Below are 19,333 nucleotides of genomic sequence, written 5' to 3'. Positions count from 1 at the left end.
TAATCGAACTCCCCGAGAGAACAGATATGTCTGCCTATTTAACACTGCGGCAACGGGCCATGACCCGTCGCTTCTGGGCTTACGCCCTCCCCTCCATTCTTGCCATGCTGGTCTCGGGGGCCTACTACCTCATCGACGGCATCTTCGTCGGCCACTATGTCGGTGCCGCTGGCCTCGCCGGGATCAACTTGGTCTATCCGGTCATCATGGTGCTGATTGGTCTGGCTGCCATGATCAGCATGGGGGCCGCCACCGCCATCTCCTTCCAGCAAGGGGCGAAAAACGACACGCTGGCCCGTCAGGCGCTGGTCAACGCCCTCTGGCTGCTGGCCGGACTCGGGGGCGTTGCACCGATGCTGCTCTATTACACCCACACCGATATCCTGCTGGGGCTGGGAATAGAACAGGGCACCGAGACCTGGAAACAGGCGAGTGACTACCTCACCTGGATTGGCGGCGGTACCCTGCTACTGGCCAGCAATCTGGCGGTCCCCTATCTGCTGCGCAACGATGGCCGCCCGAAACTGGCCATGGTGCTGGTGAGCAGCGGCGCCGTGCTCAACATCATCCTCAACTACATCATGGTGGGTCGGCTGGGGCTGGGATTGATCGGGACCGCGCAAGCCACCCTGATGGCAGAGGGTGCGGTGAGCCTGATCGGCCTTGGCTACTTCTTTACCCCCTGGGCGCGGCTGCGCCTCAGCTGGCGGGATCTGGTGCCCAACCTCCCCGCCATGCCGCACCTGCTCTTTACCGGCCTGCCGAGCCTGATTGCCCAGTTCAACCTCGGCCTGCTGCTGATGCTGCACAACAGCCAGCTGATGGTGTATGGCAATGTGAAGGATCTGGCGGGCTTTACCGTGGCCGGTTACACCGAGGCGGTCTTTATCGTCATTCTGCAGGGGCTCGCCTTCGGCATTCAGCCGCTGATCAGCAAGGCGGCGGGGGCCAAGCGCCACCGCAACCTCAAGTACCTGATGGAGATGGGGCTCAAGTTCACCTTTATCTACGGCATGCTGGTGTGGCTCACCATCCAGCTGCTGCCGGGACAGGTCGCCATGCTCTATACCGGCGACAAGGATCCCGAACTGCTGGCCGCCGCCATCAGCAGCCTGACCCTCAACCTCGGCGCTATTCCGCTGGAGGGGATCATCATGTTCGGCATAGTGCTGCTGCAATCCATGGCACGTACCCGTCAGGCGCTGGTCATCTCCATCGCCAAAACCGTGTTGCTGCTGCCGCTCATCTTCCTGCTGCCGCAACTGTGGGGCCGTGATGGGGTGCTGATGGCCCAGCCCGCCACCGTGCTGCTGCTCACCCTGCCGCTCTGCTGGCTGCTGTGGCGCGAGTGGCTGCGCCTGAAGATGGCCTGCGCGCCAAAAGCCAAACAGCGCCCACAACCGGCCCGCGCACGCGCCGCCGTCCAGCTGGCCCGTTAAGGCCACCCATCCCGCAAAACAATAAAAAACCGGCATCCATTGATGCCGGTTTTTGCTATATGGGCGGGTCTGCCTGCCCTTACACAAGGATTCAGGCCAGCACCGCTGCCCACACTATGCCAATACTTCTGGCCTGAGCTGGGCCATCAGCCCCGGGTTGTCGGAGTAATCCACCGGGATCGCCACCACAGCAGGCCCCTCCACCGCCAGCGCGGCCCGCAGGGTGGCACGCAGCTCGTCGGCCGAGCGCACCGCAAACCCGGCCGCCCCGAACGATTCGGCATAGCGTTTGAAGTCGATGGGACCAAAAGAGACGCCTGAGGTGCGGCAATACTTCTGCTGCTCCTGCATCGCGACCATGTTGTAGCCGTTATCGACCCAGATGATGTGAACGATATTGCTCTTGAGCCGCACCGCCGTCTCCAGCTCCATGCTCGACTGCATGAAGCTGCCATCCCCCGATACCGAGATTACCTTCTCCCCCGGCCGCACCAGCGCCGCACCGATGGCCCACGGCAGTGCCACCCCCATGGTCTGCTGACCATTGGAGATCAGCACCTGACGGGCGCGGAAGCTGTAGAGGTAGCGGGCAATCCAGATATGGAAGCTGCCCATGTCGACGCAGAGGGTCATGTCGTCGCGCACCAGATCCTGCAGCTCGCGCACGATACGCAAGGGGTGAACCGGATTGCCGTGCAGATCATCGGCCCGCATCGCCAGTCGCAGTCGCTGCTGGCGTACCCCTTGCAGCAGCCGATCCACCTCGGGGGGGCGGATTTTCGGATTGCCCATGATGCGGGTCAGCTGCAACAGGTTGGCGCGGATCGACCCCACCAGCTCGGCGGTCGGGCAGTAGCTGCTGTCGATATCGGCAGGCAGCACGTCGATATGGAGGATGCGCCGCTCCCGGTCGCCATTCCACAGCACGGGGTCGTACTCGATGGGGCTGTAGCCGATGCAGATCACCAGATCGGCCCCTGCCAGCAGCTGATCTCCCGGCTGGTTGTTAAACAGCCCCACCCGTCCGGCAAAGTCATCGAAGTGGCAGCTGTCCACCACCCCGGCAGCCTGATAGGTACCGGTCACCGGCAGCCGCGCCTTGTCGAGGAAGGCGCGCACTGCCTCGGCATTCTCCGGCCGACTGGCCATCAGGCCGAGCAGCACCACCGGATTCTGGGCGTTGCGCAGCAGGGTCAATGCCTGCTCCATATTCTGCTCATCGGCGCAGCCCGGCTCAGGCACCTCACGGGGCACCAGCACATTGCCCTGCACCGGCTTGTTGATGATGTCCATCGGCAGACTGACAAACGCCGCCCCCGGCCGCCCCAGCTCGGCAGCGCGAAAGGCGTTGGCCATCACTTCGGAGATCGCCGCCCCGCTGTTGACCTGAGCACTGAACTTGGTGACCGGACGACAGAGATTGACCGTATCCATGCTCTGATGAGTGAGCTTGAGGCCATCGGCACGGCGCACCGCACCGCCCAGCGCCACCATCGGGTCCCCCTCCGAGGTGGCGGTCGCCAACCCGGTAATGAGGTTGGAGCAACCGGGGCCCGAGGTGACCAGCGCCACCCCCGCCTTGCCGGTGAGACGCCCCACGGCGGCAGCCATAAAGGCGGCGTTCGCCTCGTGGCGCACCACTATGGTCTCGATGGGGGAGTCCTCCAGCGCATCGAACACCCGGTCAATCTTGGCGCCGGGGATCCCGAACACCTGCTTGACCCCTTGCGCCTCCAGATGACGAACCACCAGCTCGGCACCGCACTTCCACTGTCTGTTTTCCATGATATTGCTCCTTGTCTATCAGCCTTCGGCGGCCTGAATGGCGCGGTCGAGATCGGCGGGGTTGAGGTCGGCCTGCCGGAAAGCGGGATCCGATGGCAGGGCCAGATTGAGGTGACGCACCACAGAAAGTCGCAGGGTGCCGTGGGCCATGGTGTAGTCGAGCAGATGACCGCCCCCCTTGCGATCGGCGGTGATCATGTGCTCGTGAAAGCCCGCTACATTAACTCCCTGCACGAACGGCGGGCAGCGAAAGCCCACCAGAGTTCCCGCCACCGCGGCAAAGCGGAACAGCGGCTGCTGTTCGATGGCTTCCAGCATGGGACGATAAGGGGGCTCCTGACGCGGCACGGTACGTACCTTTGCCGTTTCAAACTGGCCGTCGAGGCGCAGGGCGACAAAGACGTTATCGGATCCCACCAGCCGATCCACCCACTGGTGGATCTCGTCACGGCTGAGGGGGTGATCGAAGCGACGCTCCAGACAGGGGCGAAAATGGGTCATCACCGCAAAGGGGGTCTTCTGATCGGCGCGGGCGGGACGGGCCGAGCCATCGGAGCGCAACTGGTGGATCTGCCGCTCGAAGGCGATCAGCTCACCATCGAGGTGATTGAAGGTACCGAGGCCAAAGTCGCCGTGGCGCAGCAGCTCGCTCATGGTGGTCTCCCCTTCGTAGACCCCCGCCAGCAGGGCGCTCATCAGGGAACTCTGGTAGATCTCGCCACCGTCATGCTGCCTGCGCCAGCGGGAAAACTGCTGGCTCACTTCGAGGGCACAGCTGCACCCGGCACTGTCAGATGTTGCAATATGTTCCATTCGGGTTTCACCTCCACCGTGAATCCTGTTAGCGTTCGGATCCAATGGTGACTTGGTTCACATTTCAACACCAATACGCTGATCCCATGACTTTGAGACTCAATCGATATGGAACTTCGTACGCTCCGCTACTTCATGGCCGTTGTTGAAAAACAGAATTTCACCCGCGCAGCCGAATCACTCAACATGGCCCAGCCGCCCCTGAGCCAGCAGATCCGCAAGCTGGAGGAGACCCTGGGTACCCCGCTGCTGCGCCGTTTGACCCGCAGTGTCGAACTGACCGAGGCGGGCGAGAGCCTCTATCGGGATGCGGCGCAGATCCTGACGCTGGCCGATGCGGCAAAACTGAAGGTAAAGCGGATTGCCCGGGGCGAGCAGGGGGCGCTGCGGATCGGCTTTGCCGGTTCCACCGTGCTCCACCCTGCGGTGCTGACCCTGCTGCACGACTATCGGGAGCGCTACCCCGAGGTAGCCCTCAGCCCGCAGGAGGGCACCATGCCGGCACTGGTGGAGGCGCTGCGCAACGATCGGCTGGATGCGGCCATCTTGCGGCTCCCCTGCCGGGGTAGCGAGGGCTTTGCCCACCACCTTATCGAGCAGGAGCCGCTGCTGATCGCCCTGCCCACCAGCCACCCCAAGGCCAAGCCGGGCCCCTTGCCACTGGCCAGCCTGAAGGACGAGAGTTTTATTCTGTTTCCCCACGCCATCGGGCCCGGGCTCTATGACGGCATCGTGGGTCTCTGTCGGGAGGCGGGGTTCGAGCCTATATTGGGGCCCGAATGCCCGCAGGTGATCTCTACCGTCGGCATGGTGCAGGCGGGCTTTGGCGTGACTCTGGTGCCCAGCTCAGTGGCGGCGCTGCGCCCACTCGGGGTCAGTTATCACCCCATTGAAGGCAACGGCATGATGACCAGCATCAGTCTGGCGACACGGCCACACCCAGGTAGTGCCGTGCTGCGGCACTTTATCGCCCAGATCCGTGCCGCCCAGATACAACAAGGCCTCCCGAAGGAGGCCCTGTTGAACAAGCTTGAACCGGCCTGATGGCCGGCTTGCCTGATGCGACTGCTTATTTGACAGTCACCCGGGCAAACTTGCGCTTGCCGACCTGATAGACGGCGGTACCGGCACCGATGAGTGCCTTGCCATCTTCCAGCTTCTCGCCATCAACCTTGACCGCACCCTGCTTGATCATCCGCAGCGCTTCGGAGGTGGTGGCCACCAGATCGGCCTCTTTCAGCAGGTTGGCAATGGCCAGACCTTCGCCTTCCAGAGCCAGCTCGACTTCCGGCATTTCGTCCGGAATGGCGTTCTTGGAGAAACGCTGGGTGAAATCTTCGTGGGCCGCTTCGGCCGCCGCTTCGTCGTGATAACGGGCGATGATCTCTTTGGCCAGCCAGATCTTCACGTCGCGCGGGTTGAGAGTACCGGCAGCGATGCCTGCCTTGAACTCTTCGATTTCGGCCAGCGGACGGAAGGAGAGCAGCTCGTAGTAGTTCCACATCAGATCATCGGTGATGGACATGATCTTGCCGAACATCTCGCCCGGAGCGTCGTGAACGCCGATGTAGTTGCCTGCGGACTTGGACATCTTCTTGACGCCATCCAGACCCACCAGCAGCGGCATCATCAGCACGCACTGGGTCGCCATGCCGGCATCTTTTTGCAGCTCGCGGCCCATCAGCAGGTTGAACTTCTGGTCGGTACCACCCAGCTCAACGTCCGCCTTCAGCGCGACCGAGTCATAGCCTTGCAGCAGCGGATAGAGGAATTCGTGAATCGCGATGGATTGGCCGCCGGTGTAGCGCTTTTTGAAGTCGTCACGCTCCATCATGCGGGCCACGGTCTGCTTGGCCGCCAGCTTGATCATGCCGGTCGCACCCAGCTCGCTCAGCCAGGTCGAGTTGTACTCGATACGGGTCTTGGCCGGGTCGAGGATCTTGAACGCCTGCTCGGCATAGGTGAGGGCGTTATGCTTGATGGCCTCTTCGGAGAGCGGCGGACGGGTGGCGTTCTTGCCGGAGGGGTCACCCACCATGGCAGTGAAGTCACCGATCAGCAGGATCACTTCATGGCCCAGATCCTGGAAGGTCTTCAGCTTGTTGAGGATCACGGTATGACCCAGGTGAATGTCGGGGGCGGTCGGGTCCATGCCCAACTTGATGCGCAGCGGGCGCCCTTCCTTCAACTTGGCGACAAGTTCTTCTTCAACCAGAATTTCTTCCGCTCCGCGCTTGATCTCGGCTAGCGCCACCTCGAGCTGGGACATTTTTTGACTCTCCATCACGATTCCACAGGGCCAAACATATTACTGGAATGGCGGGCCAATTGGAAAGGCTGTAAAATCCGTCCATTCTGCCCGACTTCATCTGCTTCTCATGGTTATTTGGCACGCCTTCAACGCACTCCCCCACTGGCACCGCAAGATGGTGCTGATCTTGAGCATCATGATCATGATGCTGGCTGCCTGGCCAAGCGAACAGGCAGTAGCAACACGGGTCGATGAAAACGGCAACGAAATTGCCCTGCGGGAACCGGCCAACGACAACGCGCTAAACGACGAGCTGCCAGCCGAGGCCGCCCAGCCCGTTACCCCGCCCAAGCCGCGCTACATCACCAAGCAGGTGAAAGTACGCCGTGGCGACAACATGGGAGTCATCTTCCAGCGCATTGGCCTGAGCACCACGGACCTGCACCTGATCGATCAGCTCGAGGGCAGCGATCCCCTGCGGATGCTGCAACCGGGGCAGGAGCTCACCTTCAAGCTCACCGAGAACGGCGAGCTGCACAGCCTCTATTACCCCCACAGTCTGGAGCAGGCGCTCAAGGTGAGCCGCAAGGAGGAGACCTTTGTCGCCCGCAACGTCAAGATCGCCCTCGACACCCGCGAACAGGTGAGCAAGGGCGAGATCCGCTCCAGCTTCTGGGGCGCCGCGGTGGATGCGGGGATGACCGAAGATCAGATCATGGACTTGGCCGCCATCTTCGGCTGGGACATCGACTTTGCCCAGGACTTGCAGCCGGGGGACAGCTTCCGGGTGGTCTATGAAGACAAGTTCCGCGACGACGAGCGGGTCGCCTCCGGCGATATTCTGGCGGCCGAGTTCGTCAACCAGGGCACCGCCTACCGCGCCGTGCTCAATGAAGATGGCAACTACTACACCCCGGAAGGGAAGGCGATGCGCAAGAGCTTCCTGCGTGCGCCGGTCAACTTCAAATACATCAGCTCCAACTTCAACCCGCGCCGCCTCCATCCGGTGACCGGCAAGATCCGCCCCCACAACGGCATCGACTATGTGGCGCCGGTGGGCACCCCCATCATGGCGGCGGGCTCAGGCAGCGTGGTGGCCGCCGGTTACAACCAGTTCAACGGCAACTACGTCTTTATCAAGCATGCTGGCAACTATGTGACCAAGTACCTGCACCTCTCCAAGCGCACCGTCAACAAAGGGCAGCGGGTGAAGCAGGGCCAGACCATCGGCACTCTGGGTGGCACCGGCCGCGTCACCGGCCCGCACCTGCACTACGAATTCGTGGTGGGCGGCATTCACAAGAACCCGCGCACCCTCACCCTGCCGCAGGCAGAGACCCTGAGCGGACGCGAGCTGGCCAACTTCAAAAAGCTGGCGATGCCGCAACTGGCCAAGCTCGACAACCCCGAGCTGCAGCTGGCCCAGAACAAGCGGGATAGTCGCGGCAACTAAGCCATCAGGGCTGGCAGGGTGAATGCCCCGCCAGCCTCTTTTATTGAGCTCGCGCCAGGCAACCAGATTGAAATGAGTCCGCTTTCGGGCATAAGATGAGATGGAACACCGGGAGCGGCATGTGGCACGGAAGTAAGGGCTTATCTATCCTGTCTCTCTCACTCTTTTTCCGGTCCGCATTGAGGATGCACCATGGTTGAGCGTTATATCGGTCTGATGTCAAAGACCACGCCATGTGGCATGGGATGAAAGCCGCTCCCCTCTTCACCCTCTCTGCACACCGCATTTTCAAGCAGCAATGTAAGGAGACACATGGCTGAACGCTATATCGGTCTGATGTCGGGAACCAGCATGGACGGCATTGATGCCGTGCTGGTGATGATCGCCGGGGATGAACTGCGGGTCGAAGCGGCGCTTTGCCACCCCTGGCCGCAAGAGACCGCCCGCACGCTGCATGCCCTCTGCACCCCGGGCGACAACGAAATCGACCGCATGGGGGTGGCCGATAATCTGGTGGCGCGAGAGTTTGCCGCCGCCACCCACGCGCTGCTGGCCAAGGCGAAGCTTGAGCCCAAAGATATTCGCGCCATCGGCAGTCACGGCCAGACCATCCGCCATCGCCCCCAGCTCGGGTTTACCCTGCAGATCGGCAACGCCGCCCTGCTGGCCGCCCTGACCGGCATCGACGTTATCGCCGATTTTCGCACCATGGATATGGCCCTCGGCGGTCAGGGGGCGCCGCTGGTGCCCGCCTTCCATCAGGCGCTGTTTGCCAAACCCGGCGCCCTGCGAGTGGTACTGAACCTCGGCGGCATCGCCAATATCTCGGTGCTGCCGGGCAATCCGGGCGGGGTATATGGTTTTGATACCGGCCCGGCCAACACCCTGCTCGATGGCTGGTATCGCCGCCATCAGCCCCACGGCGGCAGCTATGACGCCGGTGGCAAATGGGCCGCCAGCGGCAAGCCCATCCCTGCCCTACTGGAGAAGCTGCTGGCCCACCCCTATTTCGCAGCCCCCGCCCCCAAGAGTACCGGACGGGAGATGTTCACCCTCGATTGGCTCGATGGGGAGCTGGCAGGCACTTCATACGCCCCCGTGGATGTGCAGCGCACCCTGCAGGCGCTCACCTGCCACAGCATCGCCCGCCAACAGCCCGCACGGCCCGAATCAGTGGGTGCCAGCCAGCCGAAAGCCGAGCTGTTTGTCTGCGGCGGCGGTGCCCATAACGCCCCCTTGCTGAAGGAGCTGGCCAGCCTGCTGCCTGCATGGCGCATCGCCAGCACTGCCGAGCTGGGCCTTGCCCCCGACTGGGTGGAAGGCGCAGCCTTTGCCTGGCTGGCCATGTGCTTTGTCCACCGCAAGCCGGGTAACCTGCCCGCCGTCACTGGCGCCAGCCGTCCGGCTGTGCTGGGTGCGCTTTATCCCGCCTGAGTGATGACAAGGGGGCTGCGGATCAGTGTGCCCCCTTGAACAGACGCACAACCTGTTGCCGGATCGGTGCAAACAGCGGGGGCTTTGGCGGCTCCAGATTGATATGGCGCCGCCCGGCACGGGTTTCACAGCGAAGCAGATTCTGGATGTAGTGGTGGTGGGAGCGATGGATCAGCTGTGAGGCCTGATACGCCCACTGTCTGGGCACGCCCCACAGGGTGCTGGCAATCGCCCCGACGATGCAGAAGAAAGCGGGCTCCTGAATTCCCATCCGGCTGGCGTTCTCCAGCGCCTCCTTGAGCGAATTGGAGTGAGCAATACAGGTCATGATATTGACCATGAAGGCGTCGTAATCATCCTCCCCACCCTTGCCAACGCGCACCGTCAGGGTCGCCGCGGGCTGATAACCAAACTGATGGCCGATATTTTCCAACACTGTATTCCGCTGGCGGATCACCTTGCCATAAAACATCAGCATCACCATGCAGTCGATCGCCTTGCACAGCGCCTCGTAGTGGGGATGACTCTTCTTGGGACGCGGCGCCGTAGCGAGGGCCAGCTCTTCAGAGATAGCCAGCAGGCCCACAGGTACGGCGGTGCTGACAAACGAGAGATCAATCGACAGCTCCAGCCCATCCTCCCCTTCCATGCGGGCCACAATCACATGTTCGCCAAACAGCCGACGCTGGCGCTCGATAAAAGCGCCAAAGACCAGATCACGAAACTGCTTTTGCGGATAAGGGGTATCGAGCAGGCTCTCGATGGTCATGATGGCGGCGGATACCCGGCCGCGCAGTCGGTAATCGGCAGGAATGGGAAAGCTCTTTCCCAGGCGAGGAGGTAACCGCTGCCCAGATGTTTGACAATACATATCGCCCAGAACGAAACCCAGCATAAATCCTCCACAGTCAGGTAATGATGATCGCGACGCGATCTCGTTTGCCAATCCTGGGCAATGGCCTGCCGGTGCTTCGATGCTCTCCGTCAGGGCTCCTTGATTACCTTATTAATCATACGATTAATAGCGAGTGAAAAAAGCGACCTGACTCGCAATCACGCCACTAATTAACAGTTTCATCAAGAAACCATAAAAAGCGGTCGATAAATCCATTTTTTGACACATTTCCCTTTAAAAACAGCACATTGAACTTTATTCCTGCGAAATCATCTGAACTGTTCCCGAGCCCTGAAAACCATCCCAATCATCACAACCAGCCACAGATAAGAGGGAGATCAGACAAAGCCACAAAAAGTGGAGAAAGCGATGAGGCGGGGCAACCCCACCCATCGGAGGATGCAACCGGCGTGAAGATAAGCGGATTGCCACCACCGCCCCTCATCCAGCACCACAGCTCCCGCACACCGTCACGCCAACGCCAACGCCAACGCCAATGCCAATGCCAATGCCAATGCCATGCTCCCCACTCCTGTGCAGCAGGGGCAGATCCGCCGTGCAAATTCATGGCATAGAATTTTATGGCGTTAATAACAGATCCCGGCTGCCAGCAAGGCGTCATCGAGTATGCCGGAATAATCATTTACAGAGAGGAATGCAAAAGCCGTGAATTATATTCCAGAGGTATCTTTAATAATGTTGATATGCATATTCAAGGGAATTTTCATAGCCCCTTAAAAAAGCTGGAAACAGATATCCATGCACCATAATATGCATTATTTGCACATCGGCGAATAATATTAACCCTTTATTCACACGCCAATATCCCGAAGAGGGGGAGAGCAAACCCAGTCAGGGCAAGGCTGTCCGCCGGTTCGGCACCATTTGTGCACAAATTGGCTCCTATTTCGGGTGAATTGAATAGCAATATGATTAAATTTGCGCCCATTGAGCCATCTCATAGAAATGTAATCAGCGGTTTGCAACCCCTGATAGCCACTCATAGAATCGCAGCGTCTGAAATATCTACCCTGTCCTCTCCTCCCTTATTCCTCTCAGTAATTGAGTGGATCACAAATAATAACCGGGGATGCCGTCGCTGGCGCAGTGGCCGTGGCGCACAACAAGATGGGGTAAACCTGTACCTGAATGAACAACAAATATTAAAAAGAGGCATATCTATGAGTGGCACCATCATCAAGTCAGCAAGAAATACCCCCCATGCACCCCAGGATCTGGGCCCCAGCACCCAAACGGTGGCGTTTTCTCATTACAACAATATCTCCGCCCAGCTGCCGGTCGATCCCGCCACCGGCAAGATGGTGAGTGGCGATGTCACCGCGCAGGCCAGACAGTGCCTGAGCAATATCAAAGCGATTGTGGAGAGCATCGGCCATGTGATGGACGATATGGTCAAAGCGACCATCTTCCTGAAAGAGATGGCGGATCTGGAGGCGGTCAACGCCGTCTATCGCGAATTCTTCCCGGGCTATCTGCCGACCCGCACCACCCTCGCCGTCGCCGCCCTGCCGCTAGGCGCGCTGGTGCAGATCGATGCCATCATCTCCAACGGCGAAGGCACCTTCCCGCAAGATCCTTGCCCGCTGGTGAAGCTCGCCCGCAACAGTGACAAGGCGCCGCACAATCAGTTCTCCACCCATACCGTGGCCTTCTCCCACTACAACAATATCGGCGCCCAGCTGCCGGTCGATGCGGCCTCTGGCCAGCTGGTTGCCGGTGGCATCACGGAGCAGGCGGGCCAGTGCCTGCGCAATATCAAGGCGGTGCTGGAGAGCATCGACGTGCCGTTTGACGATATCGTCAAGGTCACCGTCTATCTGACCGATCTGGCAGATCTGGAGGCCGTCAACGAGGTCTACACCACCTTCTTCCCCGACTCCGCCATCGCCCGCGCCGTGGCCTATCTGCCCGCCCGCTCGGTAGTCAGTGCCGCCGCTCTGCCCATGGGGGCACGGGTGCAGATGGATGCGGTCATCTCCCACGGTGACGGCACCCCGCCGCAACTGGTGGAAGATCGTCACAATCTGGTGATCCGTGCCCGCAATACCGACAAAGCGCCGAGAAGCCCGCTGCACACCCAGACCGTCGCCTTCTCCCACTACAACCATCTCTCTGCGCAGTTGCCGATAGACCCCGCCACCGGCAAGATCCTGGCTGGCTGCATCAAGGAGCAGACCGCCCAGTGCCTGAGCAATATCAAAGCGATTGTGGAGAGCATCGGCCATGTGATGGACGATATCGTCAAGGTCAATATCCAGCTCGCCAATATCGCGGATCTGGATGCGGTCAACGCCGTCTACACCAAATATTTCCCGGGTTATCTGCCTGCCCGCACCGTAATCGGGGTCAGTGAACTTCCCGCCGGTGCTCTGGTGCAAATTGATGCGGTGATGTCCAACGCCGAAAGTACCCCGCCGCAGGTGTAATGTTGTGGTAAATAAAAAAAGAGACCGGCTGATGGCCGGTCTCTTTTTACATGCCAGACAAAGGGATAGCCCCTCAGCCCTCGATATCGCGGTTCCTGATCGCCACTCTGACCGCCTCTGCGGTAGTGGCCACCCCCAGTCGACGGCGAGCACTTCGCAGATGGTTCTCGACCGTGCGCACCGAAAGCTTCAGGGTGGTGGCGATATCGGCATGGCGCCAACCCCGGGAGACCCACTCCAGCACTTCGCGCTCGCGCCCAGTGAGGCCACGCTCGTGACCCGCTACCGGCATCTCCATCAGGCGACGGGCAGCATGAAAAGCCGCCGCCGCGATCAGTGCAAGGCCAACCCTAGCGGGAGTGCTGGCATCAATCTGATCGCCGCCAAAGCTCATCGCCCCTTCCAGTCCCAATGGCCCATAGACGGGTACCTGCAAGCCATGTCGGCCCGGCCCCTCAGGCTGGCGAACGATACGGTACTGCTCGCCAGCGGCGCTATGGGTCTTGCTCCAGAAGAAGGGCTGGTCTCGCTCCCTGATATGCATCGCCATCGGGCACTCGCGCATATAGGCATGCAGGTCGACCGCCTCGCCGCTCTCCAGCCACTCCCCCTCCAGCCAGTAGAGGTGCTCGACCACTCCCTCCTCGCTGGCACTGATGGAGAAGAGCGCAAAGCGGTGATATCCCAGCGGGGTGGCGAAGGCGCGCACCAGTTGCTGGATCTCCTCCAGCCGCTGACACCCTTCCAGCGCCACCGCGACCTGCAGCGCATTCGCTGGCGATGACGACAACCTCATCGCTTGGCAACCGCCTCCAGCAAGGTGGTGGCGGCCAGCTTACCGAGGTTATTGCCCGCCAGCGGGCTGTCACCGGTCAGCAGATTGCGATCCCGGCACACTTCTCCCGAGATGCCGTTGTTGACGATCTCGAAGCCAATCTCTTTGAGCTTCTCGCCAAACTTCCAGGTGAGGTGGCCCGGCATATAGCCAATTGCCGGGGTCTGGGCATCCAGCTCATCGGGGAAAGCGCAGATCTTGTAGCCCGCGAAGGTCTCTGGATTGGCCACCGCCAGCAGCGCAGCAGGCCCGTGACAGAGGGAGATGATGAAGCGATCGTTGGCCATCGCCCACTCCAGCAGCGCTTTCACCTCGGCACTCTCCGGCAACCCCATCAGGGCGCCGTGGCCGCCGGGAATAAAGACGCCGATATAGTCCGAGTCGGCGGCCAGCGCCTCTTTCAGCAGGTCGGCCAGCTTGGCCGGTTGGCGGAACTGCGCCTGATATTTGCCATAGAGCCCCAGCACCTCTTCATCTTCGCCGGGCATGGCCCACCACTCGAACTTGACCGGATTGCCGGAGAGGGTGGCCACGTCAAAAGCAAAGCCCGCCTTGTCGAGGTGATACATGGGCAACAGGGTTTCGACCGGATGGTTGCCGGTGGAAAACAGGGTACCGTTGTCGGTGGGCAGATAACGCTCATCGGCCCCGATCAGCAGGATCTTCCAGCGCCCCTCCCGATAGGGTGCGGGATAGTCAGCCCCGGCAAGGTCAGATTTGCGCGAGGTGAACTGGCTCAGGGAGTAGGGCGATGGGAAGAAGGCATTCTGCTCTGCCGGATCCGGGGTCGGTTGTTTATCGTCAACAAGCATATCGGTCATGGGTCAGGCTCCAGTAGTGGTGGACTCGGTCTCACAGTATTGACTGTCAGAGACCAAGTAAATGAGGGTTTTCCCTCAACCGCCATGACTATGGCAAGAGGTGTGACCACGCTGCGACAAAACCTGAACAGAATCCCCGCCAGACTTAGGCCATCGCGGCAAATGCCCTGACGATGGCATCCATGACGGCCCTGACCCGCGCGGCATGCTGCACATCCTGATGGGTCACCAGCCACACATCGTAGGATTGCTGTAACTGCCGCTCGGGCCAGACCCGCACCAACCCGGCTTGCTCGGCGAGCGGAACCGCCACCTCGCCAAGTCCCAGCCCCATCAACAGGGCCTGACGCAGCATCAGGCTGGTATTGACCCCCGCGGCGACCGTGGCCCCCTCGGCCGCCTCTTCGAGCATCATTGGCGAGCGAGCGCTCTGCCAGTGGGGCTCATACACCACCAGCGAATGGCCCGCAAAACCGGTGCCCGCTTCGGGAATGCCATGGCGAGCCAGATAGTCGGCGGAGGCATACAACCCGACCGGCCAGGAGGCCAGCTTGCGAATAATCAGGTCGGGATTGTCCGGCTTCACCGTCCGGATCGCGATATCCGCTTCCCGCAGGGACAGATTGACCACCTGGGTCGAGGTATTGAGGATGACCCTGATATCGGGATAACGCTGATGCAGCTCGGTCAGAGCCGGTATCAGGAAATCCATCCCCAGGGTGTCTGTGGTCGCCACGCTGACCTCCCCAACCAGGCGGTTGTCGACCCCTTGCGCCGCCCGCACAAAATCAATGGCCGCCAGCTCCATCTGCTGGGCGCTGGCCAGCACTATCTCTCCGACATGGGTCAGCACATACCCTTTGGATGTGCGGAGAAACAGCGTGGCCGCCAGACGATGCTCCAGTGCGGCAATCCGTCTGCCAATGGTGGCCTGATCGACCCCGACCACACGGGCGGCGCCCCTCAGGCTCCCTTCCCGATGCAACGCCAGAAAAATTTTCGCATCATCCCAGTTCATCACGACTCCCGATTGAAATGCATTTTTGCATTACAGGTGAGGGATAATACTGCGTTTATTCATCAGCAATCTCCACTATCTTGGTGCTCATCCCATCCGGGGAACCTCATATCACCTCGTTACAAGGAGCCGCTGATGCATAACGCCTATTCCATTCCCGCCACCATGAGCGCGGTAGAGATTACCCAGCCAGGTGGCCCCGATGTCTTGCAACTGACCACCCGCGCCACACCGGCGCCCAAGCCGGATGAGGTTTTGATCCGGCACTATGCGACCGGCATCAATGGGCCGGATGTGATGCAGCGCAAAGGGCTCTACCCGCCTCCGGCAGGGGCATCGGATATTCCCGGGCTGGAGGTCGCCGGGGTCGTGGTCGCCAAGGGGGAGCAGGTGACTCATCTCAAGATTGGCGACAAGGTCGCCGCGCTGATTTCGGGTGGCGGCTATGCCGAGTACAGCGTCGCCCACCAGAGCAATGTCCTGCCCCTGCCGCCCGGATTGAGCTTTGTCGAAGCCGCGGCACTGCCGGAAACCTTTATGACGGTCTGGTCAAATATGTTTGAACGGGGCCAGTTCAAAAAAGGGGACATTATCTTGATCCATGGCGGTGCCTCCGGCATCGGCACGACCGCCACCATGCTGGCCAAGACATTTGGCGCCGCCAAAATCATCACCACGGTCGGCTCCCCCGAGCAGCAGGCCGCCAGCATCAAGCTGGGCGCGGATGTGGCCGTGCTCTACAAGGAGGAGGATTTTGTCGAGGCCGTGCATGCAGCCACCGATGGCCATGGCGCCGACATCATTCTCGATATCATTGGCGGAGAGTATGTCGCGCGCAACTATGCGGCGGCCGCCATCAATGGTCGCATAGTCCAGATCGGCATTATTGCGGGCGCCGCCCCCAATCTGGATCTGTTTCCCATGCTGCAAAAGCGGCTGACCCATATCGGCTCCACCCTGCGCTCGCGTACTCCGCAGGAAAAAGCCGAACTGATTGCCCAGCTGCAAACTCATGTCTGGCCATTTATCGAACGCGGCGAGGTCAAACCGCAGGTTTACCAAACCTTCCCGCTGCATGAGGCCGCTGCCGCTCACCATTTGCTGGACTCAGGCCGCCATATCGGCAAGCTGGTGTTAACCATGGCACCGTTATCGTCAGATTGATAAAGCGCATAGTGGAGCAGGCCGAGGTGGATGTGGTGATATCCAACGCGGAAAGCCCCCGCCGCAGGGGTAAGTGTTGCTCTCAATAAAAAGTGACCGGCTATATGCCGGTCTCTATTTTGGTAACAGGAAGGGACATTATTTTTATGGCATCGAAATAAACTTCCTTTTCAGATAGGAAATTACACCTTAGAAAAATAATCTGGCAAGTCGTTTATATAAAGCCTCAATATGTCACCTCGTTTTACTCTGCTATTATGTCCAAGATCTTTTCTAACTGCGAAAAGCAGATCTTCTACAGAGGCTAGAATATGGCGAGAGTCGCCATCGCTAGGAATAGACATCATGGCCTCACGAAAATCTCCAAATGCTTTTACCATATCATGAGAGCCCCAAATAACGAGATCTCTTGTTGTATCAGCAAAAAACTGTATTGTTTCACTTTCAGTTGGAGCATTTTTTTCAAGCTTTGCTGCAAATGTTATAAGGAAAATAAATTCTATGATTTTTTCATATACTGGAACCTTTTTCTGCCTTAGCTGAGCAGCAATTTCTACTTTTTGCTCTTGTCTTTTTGAGAGCATAACCGTAGCGACAGAAACAAAAATAGTTGCCGATGCAGCAATAATACCTGCAGCGAGAGTCGGATTTATAGCCTGAAAAACAGTCCAAACTTTGCTAACTAATATATAGATACCAAAAAAGAGAACCGCTAACAAAATCAACCCTATAGTTACTTGGAAAAATTTTTTCATTAATAAACCCTCTCCCATACAAAACCGACATATCGCTAAACCATTACTTTTAGTGGCTATAGCGTATCGAATGAAGCCAACTTTGGGAATGTTAGGCACGAAAATATAAGCCTTTAAATTGACCTTTGCTGTTTGAAACCAAAGATAGAAAAAACGCCCCCCATCTTGCGATGGAGGGCGTTTTATTTTCTAGCTATTGGGCCAGAGTGGCCCAATGGTCAGCTATTACAGGGATTCAGCGGTCGCAACCACGTTTTCCACGGTAAAGCCGAATTCCTTGAACAGCAGCTCGGCCGGTGCGGACTCACCGAAGGTGGTCATACCAATGATCTTGCCGCCGAAACCGACGTACTTGTACCAGTAGTCAGCGATGCCGGCTTCGATGGCCACACGCTTGGTGACGGAGGACGGCAGGACGGACTCTTTGTACTCGGCAGATTGAGCGTCGAACACGTCGGTAGACGGCAGAGAGACCACGCGCACGGCACGGCCCTTGGCAGTCAGCTGCTCATAGGCAGCAACGGCCAGTTCCACTTCGGAACCGGTGGCGATCAGGATCAGCTCCGGAGTACCGGCGCAATCCTTCAGCACGTAACCACCCTTGGCGGTGTCGGCCAGCTGCTGGGCGGTACGGTCCATCTGGGCCAGGTTCTGACGAGAGAAGATCAGAGAGGTCGGGCCGTCGGTACGCTCGATGGCGTGTTTCCAGGCGATGGCAGATTCAACCTGGTCACACGGACGCCAGGTGCTCATGTTCGGGGTCAGACGCAGGGAGGCGATCTGCTCAACCGGCTGGTGAGTCGGGCCATCTTCACCCAGACCGATGGAGTCGTGGGTGTAAACGAAGATGGCGCGCTGCTTCATCAGGGCGGCCATGCGCAGGGCGTTGCGAGCGTACTCCATAAACATCAGGAAGGTTGCGCCGTAGGGGATGAAACCACCGTGCAGGGCGATACCGTTCATGATGGCGGACATACCGAACTCGCGTACACCGTAGTGGATGTAGTTGCCGGAGGCATCGTCGTTGGTCAGGGACTTGGAGCCGGACCACATGGTCAGGTTGGACGGAGCCAGGTCGGCAGAGCCGCCCATGAACTCCGGCAGCAGCTTGCCGAAGGCTTCCAGAGAGTTCTGGGACGCTTTACGGGTCGCAATCTTGGCCGGGTTGGCTTGCAGGGTTTCGATGATCTTGGCGGATTCAGCAGCCCAGTTGGCCGGCAGTTCGCCAGCGGTACGGCGCTTGAACTCGGCAGCCAGCGTCGGGTGAGCGGCTTCATAGGCGGCGAACTTGGCAGCCCAGTCGGCTTCCAGTGCAGCGCCCTTCTCCTGAGCGTTCCACTCGGCAGCGATATCGGCCGGGATAACGAACGGAGCGTGGTCCCACTTCAGGAATGCGCGAGCCGCGGCGATCTCGTCGTTGCCCAGCGGTGAGCCGTGGCAGTCGTGAGAACCGGATTTGTTCGGAGAACCGTAACCGATGATGGTGCGGCAGCAAATCAGAGTAGGCTTGCCGGTCTCGGCCTTGGCGGCTTCGATGGCGGCATTGATGGCTTCCGGGCTGTGACCGTCAACAGCCGGGATTACGTGCCAGCCGTAGGCTTCGAAACGCTTGACGGTGTCGTCGGTGAACCAGCCTTCTACGTGACCGTCGATGGAGATACCGTTGTCATCCCAGAACGCGATCAGTTTGCCCAGTTGCAGGGTACCTGCCAGGGAGCACGCTTCGTGGGAGATACCTTCCATCAGGCAGCCGTCGCCCATAAAGGCGTAGGTGTAGTGGTCAACGATGTCATGACCCGGCTGGTTGAACTGCTCAGCCATGGCTTTCTCGGCGATCGCCATACCCACGGCGTTGGTGATGCCCTGACCCAGCGGGCCAGTGGTGGTTTCCACGCCCGGTGCATAGCCGTACTCCGGGTGACCCGGGGTGCGAGAGTGCAGTTGGCGGAAGTTTTTCAGATCGTCGATGGAGAGGTCATAACCGGAGAGGTGCAGCAGGGAGTACAGCAGCATGGAGCCGTGGCCGTTGGAGAGAATGAAACGGTCGCGGTCGGCCCACTTGGGGTTGTTCGGGTTATGTCTGAGGTGGCTACGCCACAGCACTTCGGCGATATCCGCCATTCCCATGGGGGCGCCCGGGTGACCGGAGTTGGCTTTTTGAACGGCATCCATACTCAATGCACGAATGGCATTGGCAAGCTCTTTACGAGAAGGCATCTGAAT

15 protein-coding genes are annotated in these 19,333 nt (G+C 59.6%); 6 read left to right on the top strand and 9 right to left on the bottom strand.

What is annotated here, in order from left to right:
• Positions 1-26: 26 nt before the first annotated feature.
• A complete protein-coding gene (locus ACTG2J_RS05275) occupies positions 27-1,439 on the top strand; it encodes an MATE family efflux transporter (RefSeq protein WP_113738964.1) in 1,413 nt (470 codons plus the stop codon).
• Positions 1,440-1,553: 114 nt separating this feature from the next.
• Here the strand turns inward: ACTG2J_RS05275 and alsS are convergent, their stop codons facing one another.
• Entirely contained in the window at positions 1,554-3,224 is a 1,671-nt protein-coding gene (gene alsS, locus ACTG2J_RS05270) for an acetolactate synthase AlsS (protein WP_005338504.1), read from the bottom strand.
• An 18-nt stretch (positions 3,225-3,242) separates the two neighbouring features.
• On the bottom strand, positions 3,243-4,037 hold the full coding sequence (gene budA, locus ACTG2J_RS05265; RefSeq protein ID WP_005338506.1) for an acetolactate decarboxylase: 795 nt from the start codon (positions 4,035-4,037) through the stop codon (positions 3,243-3,245).
• Between the two features lie 108 nt (positions 4,038-4,145).
• Here budA and ACTG2J_RS05260 point away from each other — a divergent pair, with 108 nt between their 5' ends.
• Positions 4,146-5,081 carry a LysR family transcriptional regulator gene (locus tag ACTG2J_RS05260; protein WP_439997259.1) on the top strand — a complete coding sequence of 312 codons (936 nt, stop codon included), beginning with the start codon at positions 4,146-4,148 and terminating at the stop codon, positions 5,079-5,081.
• Between the two features lie 25 nt (positions 5,082-5,106).
• On the opposite strand, the gene tyrS is transcribed toward ACTG2J_RS05260, so the two are convergent.
• Positions 5,107-6,306, bottom strand: a complete 1,200-nt coding sequence (gene tyrS, locus ACTG2J_RS05255; RefSeq protein ID WP_019445249.1) for a tyrosine--tRNA ligase — start codon at positions 6,304-6,306, stop codon at positions 5,107-5,109.
• A 109-nt stretch (positions 6,307-6,415) separates the two neighbouring features.
• Here tyrS and ACTG2J_RS05250 point away from each other — a divergent pair, with 109 nt between their 5' ends.
• Together ACTG2J_RS05250 and ACTG2J_RS05245 are read left to right on the top strand one after the other, a co-directional pair.
• Positions 6,416-7,741 carry a peptidoglycan DD-metalloendopeptidase family protein gene (locus ACTG2J_RS05250; protein WP_013724009.1) on the top strand — a complete coding sequence of 442 codons (1,326 nt, stop codon included), beginning with the start codon at positions 6,416-6,418 and terminating at the stop codon, positions 7,739-7,741.
• A 312-nt stretch (positions 7,742-8,053) separates the two neighbouring features.
• Entirely contained in the window at positions 8,054-9,175 is a 1,122-nt protein-coding gene (locus ACTG2J_RS05245; RefSeq protein ID WP_439997258.1) for an anhydro-N-acetylmuramic acid kinase, read from the top strand.
• A gap of 22 nt (positions 9,176-9,197) precedes the next feature.
• Here ACTG2J_RS05245 and ACTG2J_RS05240 read toward each other — a convergent pair whose 3' ends face one another.
• Positions 9,198-10,070: a hypothetical protein gene (locus ACTG2J_RS05240; RefSeq protein ID WP_113738966.1), complete on the bottom strand. Its 873-nt coding sequence runs from the start codon at positions 10,068-10,070 to the stop codon at positions 9,198-9,200.
• Positions 10,071-11,251: 1,181 nt separating this feature from the next.
• Between ACTG2J_RS05240 and ACTG2J_RS05235 the strand changes: the two genes are divergently transcribed.
• Complete coding sequence (locus ACTG2J_RS05235; RefSeq protein WP_439997257.1) at positions 11,252-12,517, top strand: RidA family protein; 1,266 nt, start codon at positions 11,252-11,254, stop codon at positions 12,515-12,517.
• Positions 12,518-12,590: 73 nt separating this feature from the next.
• On the opposite strand, the gene ACTG2J_RS05230 is transcribed toward ACTG2J_RS05235, so the two are convergent.
• The 3 genes from ACTG2J_RS05230 to ACTG2J_RS05220 form a co-directional block, all read right to left on the bottom strand.
• Positions 12,591-13,313, bottom strand: coding sequence for a PA1136 family autoinducer-binding transcriptional regulator (locus ACTG2J_RS05230; RefSeq protein WP_113738968.1), 723 nt, complete (start codon positions 13,311-13,313; stop codon positions 12,591-12,593).
• Positions 13,310-14,173 carry a glyoxalase III HchA gene (hchA, locus tag ACTG2J_RS05225; protein ID WP_041208110.1) on the bottom strand — a complete coding sequence of 288 codons (864 nt, stop codon included), beginning with the start codon at positions 14,171-14,173 and terminating at the stop codon, positions 13,310-13,312. The genes ACTG2J_RS05230 and hchA overlap by 4 nt, the downstream gene beginning before the upstream one ends.
• A gap of 145 nt (positions 14,174-14,318) precedes the next feature.
• Complete coding sequence (locus ACTG2J_RS05220; protein WP_042055160.1) at positions 14,319-15,191, bottom strand: LysR family transcriptional regulator; 873 nt, start codon at positions 15,189-15,191, stop codon at positions 14,319-14,321.
• Positions 15,192-15,326: 135 nt separating this feature from the next.
• Here ACTG2J_RS05220 and ACTG2J_RS05215 point away from each other — a divergent pair, with 135 nt between their 5' ends.
• Positions 15,327-16,355 (top strand): NAD(P)H-quinone oxidoreductase, encoded by a 1,029-nt coding sequence (locus tag ACTG2J_RS05215; RefSeq protein WP_113738969.1) that lies wholly within the window; start codon positions 15,327-15,329, stop codon positions 16,353-16,355.
• A 182-nt stretch (positions 16,356-16,537) separates the two neighbouring features.
• On the opposite strand, the gene ACTG2J_RS05210 is transcribed toward ACTG2J_RS05215, so the two are convergent.
• Complete coding sequence (locus ACTG2J_RS05210; RefSeq protein ID WP_113738970.1) at positions 16,538-17,110, bottom strand: hypothetical protein; 573 nt, start codon at positions 17,108-17,110, stop codon at positions 16,538-16,540.
• Between the two features lie 225 nt (positions 17,111-17,335).
• A complete protein-coding gene (gene tkt / locus ACTG2J_RS05205) occupies positions 17,336-19,327 on the bottom strand; it encodes a transketolase (protein ID WP_005338517.1) in 1,992 nt (663 codons plus the stop codon).
• Positions 19,328-19,333: the final 6 nt, after the last annotated feature.

The organism is Aeromonas sp. 6P, assembly GCF_051919525.1.
GTDB lineage: Bacteria > Pseudomonadota > Gammaproteobacteria > Enterobacterales > Aeromonadaceae > Aeromonas > Aeromonas veronii.
The sequence above is the reverse complement of the archived record's forward strand: the minus strand, read 5'-3'. Positions and strand labels throughout refer to the sequence as shown.

Excerpts from the sequence above, each read along its gene's own strand:
- ACTG2J_RS05275 (WP_113738964.1), top strand. The coding sequence starts at position 27 with ATGTCTGCCTATTTAACACTGCGGCAACGGGCCATGACCCGTCGCTTC.
- alsS (WP_005338504.1), bottom strand. The coding sequence starts at position 3,224 with ATGGAAAACAGACAGTGGAAGTGCGGTGCCGAGCTGGTGGTTCGTCAT.
- budA (WP_005338506.1), bottom strand. The coding sequence starts at position 4,037 with ATGGAACATATTGCAACATCTGACAGTGCCGGGTGCAGCTGTGCCCTC.
- ACTG2J_RS05260 (WP_439997259.1), top strand. The coding sequence starts at position 4,146 with ATGGAACTTCGTACGCTCCGCTACTTCATGGCCGTTGTTGAAAAACAG.
- tyrS (WP_019445249.1), bottom strand. The coding sequence starts at position 6,306 with ATGTCCCAGCTCGAGGTGGCGCTAGCCGAGATCAAGCGCGGAGCGGAA.
- ACTG2J_RS05250 (WP_013724009.1), top strand. The coding sequence starts at position 6,416 with ATGGTTATTTGGCACGCCTTCAACGCACTCCCCCACTGGCACCGCAAG.
- ACTG2J_RS05245 (WP_439997258.1), top strand. The coding sequence starts at position 8,054 with ATGGCTGAACGCTATATCGGTCTGATGTCGGGAACCAGCATGGACGGC.
- ACTG2J_RS05240 (WP_113738966.1), bottom strand. The coding sequence starts at position 10,070 with ATGCTGGGTTTCGTTCTGGGCGATATGTATTGTCAAACATCTGGGCAG.
- ACTG2J_RS05235 (WP_439997257.1), top strand. The coding sequence starts at position 11,252 with ATGAGTGGCACCATCATCAAGTCAGCAAGAAATACCCCCCATGCACCC.
- ACTG2J_RS05230 (WP_113738968.1), bottom strand. The coding sequence starts at position 13,313 with ATGAGGTTGTCGTCATCGCCAGCGAATGCGCTGCAGGTCGCGGTGGCG.
- hchA (WP_041208110.1), bottom strand. The coding sequence starts at position 14,173 with ATGACCGATATGCTTGTTGACGATAAACAACCGACCCCGGATCCGGCA.
- ACTG2J_RS05220 (WP_042055160.1), bottom strand. The coding sequence starts at position 15,191 with ATGAACTGGGATGATGCGAAAATTTTTCTGGCGTTGCATCGGGAAGGG.
- ACTG2J_RS05215 (WP_113738969.1), top strand. The coding sequence starts at position 15,327 with ATGCATAACGCCTATTCCATTCCCGCCACCATGAGCGCGGTAGAGATT.
- ACTG2J_RS05210 (WP_113738970.1), bottom strand. The coding sequence starts at position 17,110 with ATGAAAAAATTTTTCCAAGTAACTATAGGGTTGATTTTGTTAGCGGTT.
- tkt (WP_005338517.1), bottom strand. The coding sequence starts at position 19,327 with ATGCCTTCTCGTAAAGAGCTTGCCAATGCCATTCGTGCATTGAGTATG.